Source organism: Streptococcus sp. LQJ-218 (assembly GCF_003428885.1).
Taxonomy (GTDB): domain Bacteria; phylum Bacillota; class Bacilli; order Lactobacillales; family Streptococcaceae; genus Streptococcus.
This window is the reverse complement of the sequence record NZ_QQRU01000006.1, coordinates 45,517-64,324: the sequence shown is the minus strand read 5'-3', so window position 1 is coordinate 64,324 and position 18,808 is coordinate 45,517. Positions and strand designations below refer to the sequence as shown.

Below are 18,808 nucleotides of genomic sequence, written 5' to 3'. Positions count from 1 at the left end.
TAAAGTAGCTTATTTCAAGGCTTTTTGTGCGTCTTCAATCATGAGTTTGGTTGATTCAAGTCCGCCTCCGCTTAGATACCAGAGGTCTGGTGTTAGTTGGATAATCTTGCCATTTTTAGCAGCAGGAGTTTCAGCGATAAGGGCGTTTTCTAGGACACCGTCGTTGCTAGAGTTGTCCCCACCGATGGCAAGGGTACGGTTGATGACAAAGAGGATGTCAGGATTGATTTCTTTGACACTTTCAAAGCTGACTTCTTGTCCGTGGCGTGAGTCTTCAAATTTTGTATCAGTTGGTTTGAATTTCAAGGTTTGATACAAGAAAGAAAAACGAGATTGGGCACCAAAGGCTGCCATTTTTCCTTCATTAAGGAGAATAGCAAGCGCTTTTTTGTCAGAGCTTTCATTTTTAGTAGCGACTTCTTGGATGCTCTTGTCTAACTTGGCCAATTCTTCCTTGGCTTTCTGTGTACCAGTTTCACCAAAGGCGCTTGCTAGGGATTCGATATTAGTCTTGGTAGAAGTCCAGTAGTCATCTTTGCCTGCTTCAAAGAGAACAGTCGGAGCGATTTCGTTGAACTTATCTACGAATTTTTGGGTACGTGGTGAAGCGATAATTAGGTCTGGTTCAAGAGCAGCAAGGGCTTCTAGGTCTGGCTCAACCATAGAACCAACATTTTTAACTTTTCCAGCTAGGTCTTTGAGATAATTCGGAACAGTTTTTGTAGGCATTCCAACGATATTCTTTTCAAATCCTAGAGCACGAATAGTATCTGCAGCGCCGAGGTCAAAGGTCACAATCTTCTCAGGAATCTTTGAAAGTTTGACTTCATCTAGTGAACTTTTAATAGTTATCTCTGTTGGAGCAGAGCTGCTTGTTTCCGACTGGTTAGTGCTTGTGTTTGAGTTTGTACTACATGCACCAAGTAGAAGCAAGAAGCTGGCTGTTAGAGCAGTGAAATAAAGTTTAAGGGATGTTTTCATGATTTCTCCTTTTTAAAATGTGATAACGATTTAGGGAGTCTCTAGGTTTTATTGACTAAGAGACTGAAGGTTCTATAACTTGAGTTTCTATGTTACTAGCTATAGATACAGATCTTTTTGCCATTGATATCAGCTAGCGTGATGGGAATCTCATAAAGTTGACTGAGCAGGTCAGCCTGCATGATTTGATTGGTTGTTCCCTTGCTAAAGACTTTGCCATCTTTGAAGGCGACAATTTCATCTGCATACTGGCTGGCCATGTTGATATCGTGAAGGACGATGATAATGGTCTTTCCGAGCTCTTCCACTAGTCGCTTGAGAATCTGCATCATGCTGACGCTTTGTTTGATATCGAGATTGTTGAGTGGTTCGTCCAGCAAGATAAAGTCCGTATCCTGGGCCAGTACCATAGCGATAAAGACTCGCTGGAGTTGTCCTCCAGACAAACTATCGATGTAGCGGTCTTTTAGGTTGGTCAGTTCCAGATAGTCCAGAGTTTCTCGGATTTTTTCCCAATCTTCTGGTCTCAGTCTCCCCCGGCTGTAGGGAAAACGTCCAAAACTGACCAGTTCTTCAACAGTCAATTTGGCTTGGTAATTGATTTTCTGCTTTAGGATGGTCAGTTCTTGGGCTAGTTCTTGCGAATTCCAACTCTCGATTTCACGACCTTTGATACTGAGAATTCCCTGATCCTTCTTGGTCAATCTGCTCATGATGGAGAGGAGAGTTGATTTTCCAGCACCATTTGGACCAATAAAGGTAGTCAGTTTCTGAGGGCTGACTTCAAGTGTAATACCTTGTAAAATATCCTGTTTTTGAATGGATTTGTCAATGTTTTCCAGTTTCACTGACGCGCCCTCCTGTAGAGTAAGATAAAGAATAAAAAGCCACCTACGCTCTCGATGATCATGCTGATGCGAATTTCTAGTGCAAAGACTCGTTCAATCAGGGCCTGCCCCAAGGTCAAACTGATAAATCCAACCAGAATGGCTACGATAAAGAGTAACTTGTGCCGATAGTCTTTGACAATCAGGTAGGTGAGGTTAGCCAGCATAAAGCCGAAGAAGGCCATAGGTCCTACTAAAGCTGTGGCCGTTGAGGTTAAAAGCACGATACCCCAGAGAAGCTCTTTCTGTTCTTTTTCAACATCGAGTCCCAATATCTGAGCCGTTTCTCTTTGTAGGTGCAAGACATCCAAAATGACTGCTTTTCGAAAGAAAAAGACTGTCAAAGCAAGGATAATCAGAGAACCAATGGCTAGGATGGAAGTGTTGAGATGTTGAAAGGAGGCAAAAAGACTGTTTTGCAGTTTATCGTATTCGTTTGGATCCATCAGAACCTGAAGGAAGGTACTGCTATTTCGAAAGAGACTTCCAAGGGCTAGACAGATTAGCAGAATGAAGACCAAATCTTGTTTCATCAGTTTCTTCAAGTAGCCTTGCAAGGCGAGAAAGAAGAGGGATTGGACGAGAAGTAAGATTAGGAATTCTAAGATAGGAGACTTGCCAAGTTGAAGAAACTTGCTTTCAAAAACCAGTAGTAGAGTTTGCAGTAGGATATAGAAGGATTCGATTCCTAAAATACTAGGCGTCAGGAAGCGATTTTCCGTCAGGGTTTGAAAACTAATGGTTGAAATCCCAGTTGCGATAGCTACCAAGAGATAAACGACAATCTTTTGAGAACGAAGTTTCCAAGCAAAGACAGATAGGTGACTAATAGGCCAAAAGTAGAGGAGACAAGCTCCGATGGCCAGAATGATGAGAAACCAGAAGAGCTTGGTATGTTTGCCTTTAAACGGCATCTTTTCGTCCCCCTCTCCAGAGAAGTAGGATAAAGACGAGGCTACCGATGATTCCTAGCAAGAGACTGACAGACAGCTCATAGGGTCGGATCAAGACTCGGGATAGGATATCGCAGGCCAGAACTAAATTGGCACCGACCAGTGCGACCATGAGTTTGGTCTGACTTAGATTATCTCCATAGCGCTTGCGGACCAGATTAGGAACGATAACCCCGAGAAATGGTAAGGCACCTACGGTAATCATAGTGACACTTGTCGTTAGCGCCACTAGAAAGAGGGCCAGTTTTTCAAGTAGGGAGTAAGAAATCCCCAAACTTTCACTGGTTTCTTTTCCTAGATTCATGATGGTAAAGGTTTGAGATAATTTCCAAACGGTCATCAGGATAATGAGACCTAAGAAGAGCCATTCATACTGATGGGTCTGAATCATGGAGAAGGAGCCCTGGGTCCAAGCTGTCATACTCTGAACCAGATTGAAACGGTAGGCGATAACTTCTGTTATAGAACCGATAATCCCACTATAGATGATCCCGATCAGAGGCAACATCCACCTTTCCTTTACGGTAAAAATAGTCATAAAGGCTAGGAAGAAGAGGGTAAACACAATCGATGAAACAAAAGCAAAGAGCATCTTTTGGGTCAGACTAGCCGATGGAAAGACAAAGAGGCTCAATACCATTCCTAGTTTGGCGGCTTCAGTAGTTCCAACCGTACTCGGTGCAGCAAACTGATTTTGAGTGATGGTCTGCATGAGGAGTCCTGCCATGCTCATACTAGAGGCGGCCAGGAGAATACTGATAGTTCTCGGGAGACGCGACTCTTGAAAGAGAAGCCAGGTCTGCTGGTCAAAAGCAAAGAATTTTGCCCAAGAAAAATCACTGGTTCCAATGGTGATGGAGAGAAAGACCAGGAGTAGAAGTAAACCTGTTAAAAGTTGAGAGAGTTTCATACCCCGTCCTTTCATGTAGATTTGGTACCGAAAGATACCTGCGGATATAAATGTAACATGATTTCTTTAATCTGTCAATAAATTTTCTGACAATTTAATAAATAAAACAAGGAGAGAGCAACAAGACTTTCTCCTTTGTTAACCTATTCTAAAATATTTTTACCTTCTTTAACACGCCAACGATAATCTGATAAAATAATATCTTCGAGAGAGTAGCTAGCTTGCCAATCAAGATATTGTTTAGCTTTTGATGCGTCTGCTAGGACGCTAGCTGGGTCACCAGCACGGCGAGCAACAATTTCGTGTGGGATTTCTTGATTTAGTAATTCTTCAGCAGTTTTAAAGATTTCTTTGACGGTATAGCCTTTTTCAGTTCCTAGGTTAAAGATTTGAGAAGAACTGTCTTCTTGAAAGAGGTAGTTCATTCCTTTAACATGAGCCTGTGCAAGATCCAAGACATGAATGTAGTCTCGAATACATGAACCGTCACGTGTATCGTAGTCATCTCCAAATATTTTGAGACTATCATTTTGTCCCAATGCGGTCTTGTTGATATTGGGAATGATGTGAGTTGGATTTTTCACACGCAGACCGTTTGAAGCATCCATTTCAGCCCCAGCTACATTAAAGTAACGGAAAATAACATATTTCCAGTCGTAGCGATTGGCCATCCAGTAAATCATTCGTTCGCCCATCAGTTTTGTCTCTGCATAAGGATTGACAGGGTCGAGCAGGGTATCTTCAGTCGCGGGCTTGTCAATACAGTTATTACCATAGAGAGAAGCAGTCGAAGAGAACATGATTTTTTGAATGCCAACTTCAGATAAGACTTTGAGAACTTGGTTCATACCAGCAACATTGGCAGTGAAGTATTTACTTGGATTTGCAATACTTTCGCTCACAACAATTTCACCTGCACAATGGAGAACAGCATCAATCTTGTTTTCTTCCAAGTAAGCCTTTAAGGCACTAGCATCATAAACATCCAGTTGTTTAAAGCTAGCACGACTATCTACAGCTGCTCGATTTCCTGTAGAGAGATTATCTAGGACATGCACCTGGTAGCCAGCATTTAAAAGAGCTTTAACGGTATGGGAGCCAATGTAGCCAGCTCCACCTGTAACAAGAATTGTTTTGGTCATGATTTTTCCCTTTTCTAGTTTTGTACTATTTTAAAGAAAGAAGAAAGGAAAGTCAACTATTTTCTGCAAATTTCATGAAAAACTGAACAAATATAGCATGGAATTTTTTTGGTTGGAAATTAATAGTTTGGTTGGTCTTGAAATAGTTCTTAGAATTCACCTCATATGCAAGAAAATACAAGCTTTTTCTAAGATACAGTAAGACTAAGATACTAATTTAGAAATCCACCTTCCCGCTACCCTTCTCCTATAAAAAGTGGTAAAATGGATGAAAGAAAGAAGGAACTGAAATGACAACATTATTTTCAAAAATCAAAGAAGTAACAGAACTTGCTGCGATCTCAGGTCATGAAGCGCCTGTCCGTACCTATCTTCGTGAGAAGTTGACTCCGCACGTGGATGAAGTGGTGACAGATGGCTTGGGTGGTATTTTTGGTATCAAACATTCAGAAGCTGCAGATGCACCACGCGTCTTGGTCGCTTCTCACATGGATGAAGTTGGTTTTATGGTCAGCGAGATTAAGCCAGATGGTACCTTCCGTGTGGTAGAAATCGGTGGTTGGAATCCTATGGTGGTTAGCAGCCAACGTTTCAAACTCTTGACTCGTGACGGTCGTGAAATTCCTGTGATTTCGGGTTCTGTCCCTCCACATTTGACTCGTGGTAAGGGCGGATCAACTATGCCTGCTATTTCAGATATCGTCTTTGATGGCGGTTTTGCGGATAAGGCTGAGGCAGAAAGCTTTGGTATTCGTCCTGGCGACACCGTCGTACCTGATAGTTCTGCAATCTTGACAGCCAATGAAAAAAATATCATTTCAAAAGCTTGGGACAATCGCTACGGAGTTCTCATGGTGAGCGAGTTGGCAGAAGCTCTGTCAGGTCAAAAACTGGGAAATGAACTCTATCTTGGCTCTAATGTCCAAGAAGAAGTTGGCCTTCGTGGTGCTCATACTTCTACAACTAAGTTTGCCCCAGAAGTCTTTCTGGCAGTTGACTGCTCACCAGCAGGTGATGTCTACGGTGGTCAAGGCAAGATTGGGGATGGAACCTTGATTCGCTTCTACGATCCAGGTCACTTACTCCTCCCTGGTATGAAGGATTTCCTTTTGACAACGGCCGAAGAAGCTGGCATCAAGTACCAATACTACTGTGGAAAAGGCGGAACAGACGCTGGCGCAGCTCATCTGAAAAATGGCGGTGTCCCATCTACAACTATCGGTGTCTGCGCTCGTTATATCCACTCTCACCAAACCCTCTACGCTATGGATGACTTCCTAGAAGCTCAAGCTTTCTTACAAGCCTTGGTGAAAAAATTGGATCGTTCAACGGTTGACTTGATTAAAAATTATTAAACATTATTAAAAATAAGGGAGGTGGTAGGAATGGGAAAACCAAACCTAGAAAGCCTTATAAAAGATCTTTACAATCATGCTCGACATGATTTGAGTGAGGATTTAGTTGCTGCTCTCCTAGAGACTGCTAAAAAACTGCCTTCTACAAATGAGCAATTGCTGGCAGTTCGTCTCTCAGACCTGGTCAATCGTGAATTGTTCCTTAATCCCAAACATCCGGCACCTGAGTTGCTCAACTTGGCTCGCTTTATCAAAAGAGAAGAAGCCAAGTACAAAGGAACCGCAGCTTCTGCGCTTATGTATGGGGAGCTCTTTAAAATGCTTTGATTCCATTGTGAATCAAAGTATTTTTTATATGGTAGACAAAAGCAATTCTTTATAAGGAGAAGAAAAAGCCATCCTATTTAGGATAGCTTCTTATACTCAATGAAAATCAAAGAGCAAACTAGGAAACTAGTCACAGGCTGCTCAAAGCACTGCTTTGAGGTTGTGGATAAGACTGACGAAGTCAGTTACCTATATCTACGGCAAGGCGACGTTGACGTGGTTTGAATTTGATTTTCGAAGAGTATTGGTTCTTAGATTTGTTCAGCGATGACCTTTTCAGCTAGATTCATAGCGTGATCAGACACACGAGTATAGTGGGAAATGATGTCGATAAAGTTGACCCCAGCTCGTGTTGAACATTCACCCTTGTTGAGGCGTTTGATGTGGGTCTTTCTGAGAACACGTTCCATATTGTTGATTTCTTTATGGCGTTCAATCAGACTTTGAGCTTTTTCAATATCATTGTTTTCTACACTATCAAGGGCATCCTTGATAAAGTCAGTGGTTTTTTGATAGATATCAGCCAATTCCTGCAAAGCGGCTTCAGAGAACTCAACATTTTTACGTTGAAGATAGTCAGTCAGGTTGATTAGCGCTTCTGCGTGGTCCCCAATCCGTTCCAAATCGCGGGATGAATCAAGGATGTTGGTCAACACTTCACTTTCTTTCTGACTAAGGGCTTCACTTGAAAGAGTAATGAGGTAACGAGTCAATTTTTCATCAATGGTGTTGATGGCTTCTTCCGTCTTGTGGCCTTTTTCAGCAACCTTTTCATTGAGGTCAATGATGTAATTGTATGAAAGGTCAAAGGCTTTAGAAGCATAATTTCCCAAGTGAAGGAGTTCTTTCTTGGCATTTCCGAGAGCGATTGATGGAGCTTGTTTAATCAAATGCTCATCAAGATAAAGTGGCTCGTACTTGACAACTTCGTCTTCACCAGGGATGAGCTTGGTTACAAAGTAGGCCAAGGCTCCGATGAAGGGAAATTGTACAATGGTGTTACTTACGTTAAAGGCACCGTGAGAGAAGGCGATGGTCATCTCAGGTGAGAGGTGAAGGAGCGCCTGGAAGTATTCAATCATTGACGTAAATGGGCCTAATAAGATTAAGCAAAGAATAGTCCCTAAAACGTTAAAGATGACGTGAGTTGCAGCAACTCGTTTCGCAGAGATATTGGCTCCAGCTGCCGCGAGGATAACTGTTAGGGTTGTCCCGATATTATCTCCGAAGAGAACTGGTAGAGAACCTTTAAGGTCAAGGAATCCACCTGCATAGAGACCTTGCAAAATCCCGATTGTCGCAGAGGAAGCTTGGATGAGAACGGTAATCACAGCACCGGCAAAAACTCCCAACACAGGATTTTGGCCCAAGGTTACCATGTATTCCTTGAATTGTGGTAAATCTTTAAGAGGGCTCATACCGGCACTGATGAGGTTAAGAGCATAGAAGATTCCTCCTACACCAAACAGGATGCGCCCGATATTGTTTGCTGTTCTATTTTTGGTAAAGAAGAGGAACATGGTTCCAAGGAAAATCAAAGGTAAAGCATACTCACCAAGTTTGAAACCGATGATAAAGGAAGTGACGGTGGTTCCGATGTTGGCTCCCATGATAATTCCGATAGCCTGCCTAAGAGTGAGAAGACTAGCGCTGACCAGTCCAACCGTGATCACTGTAACCCCTGTACTTGACTGAATCAGGGCAGTCACGATAATTCCAACTAGAACACCTAAAAAGGGATTGCTGGTGTACTTGTCAATGTAAAATCGAAGGCGATCTCCAGCAGCTTGTTGTAAACCGTCCCCCATGGTCTTGATACTATATAAAAATAGTCCCAGACCACCTAAAAAGTGAAATAAAATTTCCTGCCAATTAATGGACATTTCTTTTTCCTCCGGAAAATAATAACGGAATTTCTCCTATTCTATTTTAAAGTATAAAAGTAAATCTCACAAGTGTTAAGCTAAGATTTTAGAAAGAAAATTCGTGAGAATGGTCCTTAATTATATTAATTTTACCAATTTCTAACCTAGATATAGGTATTTCTTTTTATATATTGACATTTAAAAGAAATATTTTAAAATGAGGGAGGAATTATCTTGGTCCCTGTGATTGGGATAAAAAATTTTATAAAGAAAGTTAAGCGCTTTCCTTTGTGCAACAAAATCAATCTTTTAGGAGGAGAAAATGAAGAATCCATTTTTTGAAAGACGTTGTCGGTACAGTATTCGTAAGTTATCAGTAGGTGCCTGCTCACTGATGATTGGGGCTGTTTTATTTGCTGGTCCAGCCTTGGCAGAAGAAACTGCAGTTCCTGAAAATAACGGAGCCAATACAGCGCTTGTTTCAGGAGAGAGTGAGCATCCAACTAATGAAGCTGACAAGCAGCATGAAGGAGAACATGCTAGAGAAAATAAGCCAGAAAAGGCAGAAGGAGTAGCGACAGCATCTGAAACTGCTTCGCCAGCAAGCAATGAAGCTGCAACTACTGAAACCGCAGAAGCAGCTAGCGCAGCTAAACCAGAGGAAAAACCAAGTGAGGTGGCTACAGAAACACCATCTGCAGAAGCAAAACCTAAGTCTGACAAGGAAATAGAAGCAAAGCCTGAAGCAACTAGCCAAGGGGATGAGTCTAAGCCAGCAGTAGAAGCTAATAAGACTGAAAAAGAAGTCCAGCCAGATGTCCCTAAAAATACAGAAAAAACATTAAAACCAAAGGAAATCAAATTTAATTCTTGGGAAGATTTGTTGAAATGGGAACCCGGAGCTCGTGAAGATGATGCTATTAACCGAGGCTCTGTTGCCCTGGCTTCACGTCGGACAGGTCATTTGGTCAATGAAAAAGCTAGCAAGGAAGCAAAAGTTCAAGCTCTATCTAACACCAACTCTAAAGCAAAAGACCATGCTTCTGTTGGTGGAGAAGAGTTCAAGGCCTATGCTTTTGATTATTGGCAATATCTAGATTCAATGGTCTTCTGGGAAGGTCTCGTACCAACTCCTGACGTTATTGATGCAGGTCACCGTAACGGGGTGCCTGTATATGGTACACTCTTCTTCAACTGGTCTAATAGTATTGCAGATCAAGAAAAATTCGCTGAAGCTTTGAAGCAAGACGCAGATGGTAGCTTCCCAATTGCCCGTAAATTGGTAGATATGGCCAAGTATTATGGCTATGATGGCTATTTCATCAACCAAGAAACAACTGGGGATTTAGTTGAACCTCTTGGAGAAAAGATGCGCCAGTTTATGCTCTATACCAAGGAGTATGCTGCTAAGGTAAATCATCCAATCAAGTATTCTTGGTACGATGCCATGACTTATAACTATGGACGTTACCACCAAGATGGTTTGGGAGAATACAACTACCAATTCATGCAACCAGAAGGAGATAAGGTTCCAGCAGATAACTTCTTTGCTAACTTTAACTGGGATAAGGCTAAGAATGATTATACTATTGCAACTGCTAACTGGATTGGCCGTAATCCTTATGATGTATTTGCAGGTTTGGAATTGCAACAGGGTGGTTCCTACAAGACCAAGGTCAAATGGAATGACATTTTAGATGAAAATGGGAAATTGCGCCTTTCTCTTGGTTTGTTTGCGCCAGATACTATTACAAGTTTAGGAAAAACTGGTGAAGATTATCATAAAAATGAAGATATCTTCTTTACAGGTTACCAAGGTGATCCTACTGGCCAAAAACCAGGTGACAAAGATTGGTATGGGATTGCTAACCTAGTTGCAGACCGTACGCCAGCAGTAGGTCATACTTTTACTACTTCTTTTAATACAGGTCATGGTAGAAAATGGTTCGTAGATGGTAAGGTTTCTAAGGATTCTGAGTGGAATTACCGTTCAGTTTCAGGTGTTCTTCCGACATGGCGTTGGTGGCAAAAATCAACTGGCGATAAGTTGAAAGCAAGCTATGATTTTGAAGATGCCTATAATGGTGGAACTTCTCTTAAATTTGCAGGGGATCTTTCAGGTGCGACCAAGCAAGATGTGAATTTGTACTCTACTCGCTTGAAGGTGACAGATACCACCAAATTGCATGTTGCCCACAAAGGAGGCAAAGGGACCAAGGTTTATGTAGAATTTGCAACCAAGAAAGATTATACCTACGGTGATGAAGCTGCCCGTAAAGAATTGACAGTTTCAGATGACTGGACTACCAATGATTTTGATTTGAGTGCCTTGGCAGGTAAAACAATTTACGGTATTAAACTCTATTTTGAAAACGATAAAGACTTAAAAGGTTATCAATTCAACCTAGGTCAATTGACCATCAGCAATAATCAAGATGCTCCTCAGGCACCAACCACAGTAGCTGTAGCCAAACAAGTCCTTAAAAATGCCCAAGAAGCGGAAGCAGTTGTGCAATTTAAGGGCAACAAGGATGCAGATTTCTATGAAGTTTATGAAAAAGATGGAGATAGCTGGAAATTACTAACTGGTTCATCTTCTACAACGATTTATCTACCAAAAGTTAGCCGTTCAGCAAGTGCTCAAGGTACAACTCAAGAACTGAAGATTGTAGCAGTCGGTAAAAATGGAGTTCGTTCAGAAGCTGCAACCACAACCTTTGATTGGGGCATGACCGTAAAAGATACCAGCCTACCAAAACCACTAGCTGAAAATATCGTTCCAGGTGCAACAGTTATTGATAGTACTTTCCCTAAGACTGAAGGTGGAGAAGGTATTGAAGGTATGTTGAATGGTACCATTACCAGTCTGTCTGACAAGTGGTCTTCTGGACAGTTAAGTGGTAGTGTGGATATTCGTTTGACGCAGCCGCGTACAGTTGTTAGATGGGTGATGGACCATGCTGGAGCTGGTGGAGAATCTGTAAACGACGGTTTGATGAACACCAAAGACTTTGACCTCTATTATAAAGATGCAGATGGTCAATGGAAGTTGGCTAAGGAAGTCCGTGGCAATAAAGCCCATGTTACAGATATCACCCTTGATAAACCAATCACAGCTCAAGACTGGCGCTTAAATGTACTCACTTCTGATAATGGAACTCCATGGAAGGCTATTCGTATCTATAACTGGAGAATGTATGAAAAGCTTGATACTGAGAGTGTCAATATTCCGATGGCCAAGGCTGCAGCCCGTTCTCTAGGCAATAACAAGGTACAAGTTGGCTTTGCAGACGTGCCAGCTGGAGCAACCATTACCGTTTATGACAATCCAAATTCTCAAACTCCGCTTGCAACCTTGAAGAGCGAAGTTGGAGGAGACCTAGCAAGTGCACCATTAGATTTGACAAACCAATCTGGTCTTCTTTACTATCGTACCCAGTTGCCAGGCAAAGAAATTAGCAATGTCCTAGCAGTTTCCGTTCCAAAAGATGACAGAAGAATTAAGTCAGTCAGCCTAGAAACAGGACCTAAGAAAACAAGCTACGCCGAAGGGGAGGATTTGGACCTTAGAGGTGGTGTTCTTCGAGTTCAGTATGAAGGAGGAGCTGAGGACGAACTCATTCGCCTAACCCACGCAGGTGTATCAGTATTAGGCTTTGACACGCATCGCAAGGGAGAACAAAATCTTACTCTCCAATATTTGGGGCAACCTATACACGCGAATTTATCAGTGACTGTTACTAGTCAAGATGAAGCAAGTCCGAAAACTATTTTGGGAATTGAAGTAAGTCAGGAACCGAAAAAAGATTACCTAGTTGGTGATAGCTTAGACTTGTCTGAAGGACGCTTTGCAGTGGCTTACAGCAATGACACCATGGAAGAACATTCCTTTACTGATGAGGGAGTTGAAATTTCTGGTTACAATGCTCAAAAGACTGGTCGTCAAACCTTGACGCTCCGTTACCAAGGCCATGAAGTCAACTTTGATGTTTTGGTATCTCCAAAAGCAGCATTGAACGATGAGTACCTTAAACAAAAATTAGCAGAAGTTGAAGCGGCTAAGAACAAAGTGGCCTATAACTTTGCTTCACCAGAAGTAAAAGAAACTTTCTTGAAAGCAATTGAAGCAGCCGAACAAGTGTTGAAAGACCATGAAACGAGCACCCAAGATCAAGTCAATGACCGACTTAATAAATTGACAGAAGCTCATAAAGCTCTGAATGGTCAAGAGAAATTTACGGAAGAAAAGACAGAACTTGATCTCTTAACAGGTGAGGCTCAAGAACTCTTGGCTGCCAAACCAAACCATCCTTCAGGTTCTGCCCTAGCTCCGCTTCTGGAGAAAAACAAGGTCTTGGTTGAAAAAGTAGATTTGAGTCCAGAAGAGCTTGCAACAGCGAAACAGAGTCTAAAAGATCTGGTTACTTTATTGAAAGAAGACAAGCCAGCAGTCTTTTCTGATAGTAAAACAGGTGTTGAAGTATACTTCTCAAATAAAGAGAAGACTGTCATCAAGGGCTTGAAAGTAGAGCGTGTTCAAGCAAATGCTGAAGAGAAGAAATACTTTGCTGGAGAAGATGCTCATGTCTTTGAAATAGAAGGTCTAGATGAAAAAGGTCAAGACGTTGATCTCTCTTACGCTTCTATTGTGAAAATTCCAATTGAAAAAGATAAGAAAGTGAAGAAAGTCTTCTTCTTACCTGAAGGAAAAGAAGCAGTAGAATTGGCTTTTGAACAAACGGATAGTCATGTCATCTTTACAGCCCCACACTTTACTCATTATGTCTTGGTTTATGAATCTGCTGAAAAACCACAGCCTGCTCAACCAGTAGAAGAAGTTATTTCAAGCAAGGAACCTGCTGAAGGTGTCAAGAATTTGGTTGTGGATACTCCGAAATTAGAAGTCGAAGAAACAAGTATCGCCTTCGAACACCAAGAACGTCCAAATCAAAATCTCCCGGTTGGTCAACGTCAACTTGTCCAAGCGGGAGTTGAGGGACAAATTCGTCGCTTGATTGAAGTAGATAGTCAAGGTAATCGCACTCTTCGCGCTACAGAATTTTTGAAAGAAGCAAGTCCTGAAATCGTAGAAGTAGGTACTGGTCTTATTCCTGCCAATCCAGCACCACAAAACACAGACCTTCCAAAAGCTTCTAATCAACCAGCGTCTGATCAACAAAAGGCTCCTAAATTGGAAGTTCAAGAGGAAAAGGTTGCCTTTGATCGTCAAGAACATGAAAATGCTGAGATGCTAGTTGGGGAACAACGAGTCATCATACAGGGACGAGATGGTCTATTAAGACATGTCTTTGAAGTTGATGACAACGGTCAGCGTCGCCTTCGTTCAACAGAAGTCATCCAAGAAGCGATTCCAGAAATTGTTGAAATTGGAACAAAAGTAAAAACTGAACCAGCAGTAGCGCCTACACAAGAAAAACCAGCCCAAAATACAGCAGTTAAATCAGAAGAAGCAAGTAAACAATTGCCAAATACAGGAACTGCTGATGCCAATGAAGCCCTAATAGCAGGATTGGCAAGCCTTGGTCTTGCTAGTTTAACCTTGACATTGAAACAGAAAAAAGAAGATGAAGATTAAATATCGAAAAATCTTGTGAAATCTTTCCTTATATTTCCAAAGTGTGATATAATAGTTTCGAATAAAATAAATAAAGGGGTTTTTGTAACATGGCAAAACTTACTGTTAAAGACGTTGACTTGAAAGGTAAAAAAGTCCTCGTTCGTGTTGACTTCAACGTACCATTGAAAGATGGCGTAATCACTAACGACAACCGTATCACAGCAGCTCTTCCAACTATTAAGTACATCATCGAACAAGGTGGACGTGCAATTCTTTTCTCTCACCTTGGACGTGTGAAAGAAGAAGCTGATAAAGCTGGTAAATCACTTGCTCCTGTAGCAGCAGACTTGGCAGAAAAACTTGGTCAAGACGTTGTGTTCCCTGGTGTCACTCGTGGTGCTGAATTGGAAGCAGCTATCAACGCTCTTGAAGATGGACAAGTTCTCTTGGTTGAAAACACTCGTTTTGAAGATGTTGACGGCAAAAAAGAATCTAAAAACGATCCTGAACTTGGTAAATACTGGGCATCACTTGGAGATGGTATCTTTGTAAACGATGCATTCGGTACAGCTCACCGTGCACACGCATCTAACGTTGGTATCTCTGCAAACGTTGAAAAAGCAGTTGCTGGTTTCCTTCTTGAAAACGAAATTGCCTATATCCAAGAAGCAGTTGAAACTCCAGAACGTCCATTCGTGGCGATTCTTGGTGGTTCAAAAGTTTCAGACAAGATCGGTGTTATCGAAAACTTGCTAGAAAAAGCTGATAAAGTCCTTATCGGTGGTGGTATGACTTACACATTCTACAAAGCACAAGGTATCGAAATCGGTAACTCACTTGTAGAAGAAGACAAATTGGATGTTGCGAAAGCTCTTCTTGAAAAAGCAAACGGCAAATTGATCTTGCCAGTTGACTCAAAAGAAGCAAACGCATTTGCTGACTACACTGAAGTGAAAGATACTGAAGGTGAAGCAGTTGACCCAGGTTTCCTTGGTCTTGATATCGGTCCAAAATCTATCGCTAAATTTGACGAAGCTTTGACTGGTGCCAAAACAGTTGTATGGAACGGACCAATGGGTGTATTTGAAAACCCTGACTTCCAAGCTGGTACGATCGGTGTCATGGACGCTATCGTGAAACAACCAGGCGTTAAATCAATCATTGGTGGTGGTGACTCAGCTGCCGCAGCAATCAACCTTGGACGCGCAGACAAGTTTTCATGGATTAGTACGGGCGGTGGAGCATCAATGGAACTCCTTGAAGGTAAAGTTCTTCCAGGACTTGCAGCCTTGACAGAAAAATAAGATTTTATACATGAATCAAAGAAGAGAGGGATGAAGGTTCCTCTTTTCTTTTGCTTAAAATAAAAACGCTTCCTCTCAACTATTCCTCATAAAATCACCCAAATTGTGATAAAATGGAAATAGAAAGTTGAGATAATGAGTTATTTTAAAAAATATAAATTCGATAAATCCCAGTTCAAACTTGGTATGCGAACCTTTAAAACAGGTATTGCTGTTTTTCTAGTTCTCTTGATTTTTGGCTTTTTTGGCTGGAAAGGTCTTCAAATTGGTGCTTTGACAGCCGTTTTTAGCCTGAGGGAGAGTTTTGATAAGAGTGTCCATTTTGGGACTTCGCGTATCCTAGGAAATAGTATCGGTGGCCTTTATGCCCTGATCTTCTTCTTATTAAATACCTTTTTCCACGAAGCTTTTTGGGTGACCTTGGTAGTTGTCCCAATCTGTACCATGTTAACCATTATGACAAATGTAGCCATGAATAACAAAGCAGGAGTTATTGGTGGTGTAGCAGCTATGTTAATCATTACCCTATCGATTCCGAGTGGTGAAACGATTTTGTACGTGTTTGCTCGTGTATCAGAAACTTTCATGGGAGTTTTTGTCGCAATTCTCGTAAATTACGATATTGAGCGTATTCGGCTCTTTTTAGAGAAAAAAGAAAAATAATGTTACATTTTATAACATTATCAATTGACGTTTGTCTTTTTTTAGACTATAATAGACAGAAAGAAGGAAATTGTAAATGAAGGAAAAAGAATTTCGCCGAAATATGGCTGTTTTTCCTATCGGCAGTGTTATGAAGTTGACCGACCTATCGGCGCGTCAGATTCGTTATTATGAAGATCAAGAGTTGATCAAGCCTGATCGCAACGAAGGGAACCGTCGTATGTATTCCCTAAATGACATGGATCGTCTGCTTGAAATCAAAGATTATATCTCTGAAGGTTATAATATCGCTGCCATTAAGAAAAAATATGCTGAACGTGTAGCGAAATCGAAGAAAGCGGTGAGTCAGACTGAGGTGCGTCGTGCACTTCACAATGAACTCCTCCAACAGGGTCGCTTTGCTTCAGTACGGTCACCTTTTGGTCGCGGTTAGGCAACCGCAAGTAGTCATACATTAAGGAGAAAACTCATGCCAATCACAGCTGCAGATATTCGTCGTGAAGTCAAGGAAAAAAATGTTACCTTTATCCGTCTCATGTTCTCAGATATTTTGGGAACCATGAAAAACGTCGAAATTCCTGCCACAGATGAACAGTTAGATAAAGTCTTGTCAAACAAGGCTATGTTTGATGGATCTTCTATCGAAGGTTTTGTACGTATCAATGAGTCAGATATGTACTTGTACCCTGACTTGGATACATGGACAGTCTTCCCGTGGGGAGATGAAAATGGAAGTGTTGCAGGTTTGATCTGTGATGTCTATACAACAGAAGGTGAACCATTTGCAGGAGACCCTCGTGGCAATTTGAAACGTGCTCTTCGTCATATGGAAGAAGTAGGATTCAAATCCTTCAATCTTGGGCCAGAGCCAGAATTCTTCCTATTTAAGTTGGATGAAAATGGAGACCCAACACTTGAAGTGAATGACAAGGGTGGCTACTTTGATTTGGCGCCTACGGACCTTGCGGACAATACACGTCGTGAAATTGTCAATGTCTTGACCAAAATGGGATTTGAAGTAGAAGCGAGTCACCACGAAGTTGCGGTTGGACAGCATGAGATTGACTTCAAGTACGATGAAGTTCTCCGTGCTTGTGATAAGATTCAAATCTTTAAACTTGTTGTTAAGACCATTGCTCGCAAACACGGACTTTACGCAACCTTTATGGCCAAACCTAAATTTGGTATTGCTGGATCAGGTATGCACTGTAATATGTCCTTGTTTGATGCAGAAGGAAATAATGCCTTCTTTGATCCAAATGATCCAAAAGGAATGCAGTTGTCAGAAACGGCCTATCATTTCCTTGGCGGTTTGATCAAGCATGCCTACAACTATACTGCCATCATGAACCCAACGGTTAACTCATACAAACGTTTGGTTCCAGGTTATGAAGCGCCTGTTTACATTGCTTGGGCAGGTCGTAACCGTTCGCCACTTGTCCGCGTGCCTGCTTCACGTGGTATGGGAACTCGTCTTGAGTTGCGTTCAGTGGATCCAATGGCAAACCCATATATCGCGATGGCGGTTCTGTTGGAAGTTGGTTTGCATGGTATTGAAAATAAAATCGAAGCACCAGCTCCTATCGAAGAAAATATCTACATCATGACAGCAGAAGAGCGCAAGGAAGCTGGTATTACAGACCTTCCATCAACTCTTCACAATGCCTTGAAAGCTTTGACAGAAGATGAGGTTGTCAGAGCAGCTCTTGGAGAACATATCTATACTAGTTTCCTTGAAGCCAAACGAATCGAATGGGCAAGTTATGCAACCTTCGTTTCACAATGGGAAATTGATAACTATTTAGATCTTTACTAATATAGAAGAAAGATTGCCTGAGGGCGGTCTTTTTCTTGCTTTTTATATCGAGGTGTGATATATTTTATATAACGAAGTGCGATATATCGAACTGAATTGGAGGTGAATGCAAATGGAATTAACGGATAAAATTCGTCGAGTTTATCTTCCGATGACGGAAACGGGCTTTTATATCTTGTTCTGTTTGCAAAAGGAAAGTCATGGGTACAGTATTACGCAAAAGGTCAAGGAGATGACGGATTCGCAAGTTTCCATTAGTCCTGGAACTATGTATGGGACCTTGTCAAAGATGGAAAAGGATGGTTTGATTTCCTTTGTCCGTGAAGAGGAAAAACGGAAAATCTATCAGATTACAGACTTGGGACGCAAAGTCTTAGATATTGAATTGAAGCGTATTGAACGACTCTATAGAAACAGTCGGGAGGAAGTGTGATGGAAAAGAAAATTGTTTATCGAATTTTTACAATTGCGGATTATGAGAGGGAGGCTCTATACTTTAGAGAAATGCATGCTAAGGGCTGGAAACTTAGGAAAGTAAGCTATTCTATCTTATTGTTTGTAGTTAAGTATACCTTTGAAAAGTGTCAGCCTGAGCAAGTGTCTTATCAGTTGGATTTTTACCCGATGGAAAAATCAGAGAGAGCCTCCTATTTGCAATTATTTAAAGATTGTGGCTGGGAGCATATTACAGACTTTAATAGTTTTTCCTATTTTAGAAAAGCACATTCTGAAATTGAATCGGATGCAGAGTTTGAAATTTATAATGACGCTGCTGGGAAGTTAGCTATGGTGAACCGCATTTTAAGACTGCGATTAGTACCGAGTTTGCTTTTGCTAATCATACATATACCATTCCTATTTATATTGCTCGATAGAAGTAATACGTTTGATCTATGGAAATTTCTTGTGGTTGGGTTCGATATTTTCTTGTCTTTAATCCTTTTGTTAATAGTTGCCTATATTAGCTGGAAGTTATGGCATAAAAAGAAGGAATTATCAAATTTATGATAGGGTAGGTATGCTCAAA

At 41.3% G+C, this 18,808-nt stretch carries 15 protein-coding genes; 9 read left to right on the top strand and 6 right to left on the bottom strand.

Features of this window, described 5'->3' with window-relative positions; translation table 11 throughout:
* Positions 1 to 9 precede the first annotated feature (9 nt).
* The 5 genes from D2908_RS06380 to galE all read right to left on the bottom strand — a co-directional run bounded on the left by D2908_RS06380 (position 10) and on the right by galE (position 4,873).
* Entirely contained in the window at positions 10 to 981 is a 972-nt protein-coding gene (locus D2908_RS06380) for a siderophore ABC transporter substrate-binding protein (RefSeq protein ID WP_117305736.1), read from the bottom strand.
* 95 nt (positions 982 to 1,076) lie between these two features.
* Positions 1,077 to 1,829, bottom strand: coding sequence for an ATP-binding cassette domain-containing protein (locus D2908_RS06375; protein WP_117305734.1), 753 nt, complete (start codon positions 1,827 to 1,829; stop codon positions 1,077 to 1,079).
* Positions 1,826 to 2,782, bottom strand: a complete 957-nt coding sequence (locus D2908_RS06370) for an iron chelate uptake ABC transporter family permease subunit (RefSeq protein WP_117305733.1) — start codon at positions 2,780 to 2,782, stop codon at positions 1,826 to 1,828. The genes D2908_RS06375 and D2908_RS06370 overlap by 4 nt, the downstream gene beginning before the upstream one ends.
* Positions 2,772 to 3,731, bottom strand: coding sequence for an ABC transporter permease (locus tag D2908_RS06365; protein WP_165847455.1), 960 nt, complete (start codon positions 3,729 to 3,731; stop codon positions 2,772 to 2,774). Before D2908_RS06365 ends, D2908_RS06370 begins: the two co-directional genes overlap by 11 nt.
* 143 nt (positions 3,732 to 3,874) lie before the next feature.
* Positions 3,875 to 4,873, bottom strand: a complete 999-nt coding sequence (gene galE / locus D2908_RS06360; protein ID WP_117305729.1) for a UDP-glucose 4-epimerase GalE — start codon at positions 4,871 to 4,873, stop codon at positions 3,875 to 3,877.
* A 290-nt stretch (positions 4,874 to 5,163) separates the two neighbouring features.
* Between galE and pepA the strand changes: the two genes are divergently transcribed.
* Positions 5,164 to 6,228, top strand: a complete 1,065-nt coding sequence (pepA, locus tag D2908_RS06355; protein WP_117305727.1) for a glutamyl aminopeptidase — start codon at positions 5,164 to 5,166, stop codon at positions 6,226 to 6,228.
* A gap of 30 nt (positions 6,229 to 6,258) precedes the next feature.
* On the top strand, positions 6,259 to 6,555 hold the full coding sequence (locus D2908_RS06350; protein ID WP_117305725.1) for a bacteriocin immunity protein: 297 nt from the start codon (positions 6,259 to 6,261) through the stop codon (positions 6,553 to 6,555).
* Positions 6,556 to 6,806: 251 nt separating this feature from the next.
* On the opposite strand, the gene D2908_RS06345 is transcribed toward D2908_RS06350, so the two are convergent.
* On the bottom strand, positions 6,807 to 8,438 hold the full coding sequence (locus D2908_RS06345) for a Na/Pi cotransporter family protein (RefSeq protein WP_117305723.1): 1,632 nt from the start codon (positions 8,436 to 8,438) through the stop codon (positions 6,807 to 6,809).
* 304 nt (positions 8,439 to 8,742) lie between these two features.
* On the opposite strand from D2908_RS06345, the gene D2908_RS06340 reads away from it, so the two are divergent.
* From D2908_RS06340 to D2908_RS06310, 7 genes are all read left to right on the top strand, one after another.
* Positions 8,743 to 14,016 (top strand): bacterial Ig-like domain-containing protein, encoded by a 5,274-nt coding sequence (locus D2908_RS06340; RefSeq protein ID WP_117305721.1) that lies wholly within the window; start codon positions 8,743 to 8,745, stop codon positions 14,014 to 14,016.
* 89 nt (positions 14,017 to 14,105) lie between these two features.
* Positions 14,106 to 15,302, top strand: a complete 1,197-nt coding sequence (locus D2908_RS06335; RefSeq protein WP_117305720.1) for a phosphoglycerate kinase — start codon at positions 14,106 to 14,108, stop codon at positions 15,300 to 15,302.
* 135 nt (positions 15,303 to 15,437) lie between these two features.
* A complete protein-coding gene (locus D2908_RS06330; protein WP_117305718.1) occupies positions 15,438 to 15,965 on the top strand; it encodes an aromatic acid exporter family protein in 528 nt (175 codons plus the stop codon).
* Between the two features lie 76 nt (positions 15,966 to 16,041).
* Positions 16,042 to 16,398 (top strand): transcriptional repressor GlnR, encoded by a 357-nt coding sequence (gene glnR, locus D2908_RS06325; RefSeq protein ID WP_117305716.1) that lies wholly within the window; start codon positions 16,042 to 16,044, stop codon positions 16,396 to 16,398.
* A gap of 36 nt (positions 16,399 to 16,434) precedes the next feature.
* Entirely contained in the window at positions 16,435 to 17,781 is a 1,347-nt protein-coding gene (gene glnA / locus D2908_RS06320) for a type I glutamate--ammonia ligase (protein WP_001122886.1), read from the top strand.
* A gap of 112 nt (positions 17,782 to 17,893) precedes the next feature.
* Positions 17,894 to 18,214, top strand: a complete 321-nt coding sequence (locus D2908_RS06315; protein ID WP_165847454.1) for a PadR family transcriptional regulator — start codon at positions 17,894 to 17,896, stop codon at positions 18,212 to 18,214.
* The gene (locus D2908_RS06310; protein ID WP_117305713.1) at positions 18,214 to 18,789 is read left to right on the top strand and encodes a DUF2812 domain-containing protein; all 576 of its coding nucleotides are present in this window, start codon (positions 18,214 to 18,216) and stop codon (positions 18,787 to 18,789) included. The genes D2908_RS06315 and D2908_RS06310 overlap by 1 nt, the downstream gene beginning before the upstream one ends.
* Positions 18,790 to 18,808 lie beyond the last annotated feature (19 nt).

What these genes read in the sequence shown, in the direction of transcription:
- D2908_RS06335 (WP_117305720.1), top strand. Translation starts at nt 14,106, where the DNA reads ATGGCAAAACTTACTGTTAAAGACGTTGACTTGAAAGGTAAAAAAGTC.
- D2908_RS06340 (WP_117305721.1), top strand. Translation starts at nt 8,743, where the DNA reads ATGAAGAATCCATTTTTTGAAAGACGTTGTCGGTACAGTATTCGTAAG.
- D2908_RS06365 (WP_165847455.1), bottom strand. Translation starts at nt 3,731, where the DNA reads ATGAAACTCTCTCAACTTTTAACAGGTTTACTTCTACTCCTGGTCTTT.
- D2908_RS06310 (WP_117305713.1), top strand. Translation starts at nt 18,214, where the DNA reads ATGGAAAAGAAAATTGTTTATCGAATTTTTACAATTGCGGATTATGAG.
- D2908_RS06370 (WP_117305733.1), bottom strand. Translation starts at nt 2,782, where the DNA reads ATGCCGTTTAAAGGCAAACATACCAAGCTCTTCTGGTTTCTCATCATT.
- galE (WP_117305729.1), bottom strand. Translation starts at nt 4,873, where the DNA reads ATGACCAAAACAATTCTTGTTACAGGTGGAGCTGGCTACATTGGCTCC.
- D2908_RS06315 (WP_165847454.1), top strand. Translation starts at nt 17,894, where the DNA reads ATGGAATTAACGGATAAAATTCGTCGAGTTTATCTTCCGATGACGGAA.
- pepA (WP_117305727.1), top strand. Translation starts at nt 5,164, where the DNA reads ATGACAACATTATTTTCAAAAATCAAAGAAGTAACAGAACTTGCTGCG.
- D2908_RS06380 (WP_117305736.1), bottom strand. Translation starts at nt 981, where the DNA reads ATGAAAACATCCCTTAAACTTTATTTCACTGCTCTAACAGCCAGCTTC.
- D2908_RS06345 (WP_117305723.1), bottom strand. Translation starts at nt 8,438, where the DNA reads ATGTCCATTAATTGGCAGGAAATTTTATTTCACTTTTTAGGTGGTCTG.
- D2908_RS06330 (WP_117305718.1), top strand. Translation starts at nt 15,438, where the DNA reads ATGAGTTATTTTAAAAAATATAAATTCGATAAATCCCAGTTCAAACTT.
- glnR (WP_117305716.1), top strand. Translation starts at nt 16,042, where the DNA reads ATGAAGGAAAAAGAATTTCGCCGAAATATGGCTGTTTTTCCTATCGGC.
- glnA (WP_001122886.1), top strand. Translation starts at nt 16,435, where the DNA reads ATGCCAATCACAGCTGCAGATATTCGTCGTGAAGTCAAGGAAAAAAAT.
- D2908_RS06350 (WP_117305725.1), top strand. Translation starts at nt 6,259, where the DNA reads ATGGGAAAACCAAACCTAGAAAGCCTTATAAAAGATCTTTACAATCAT.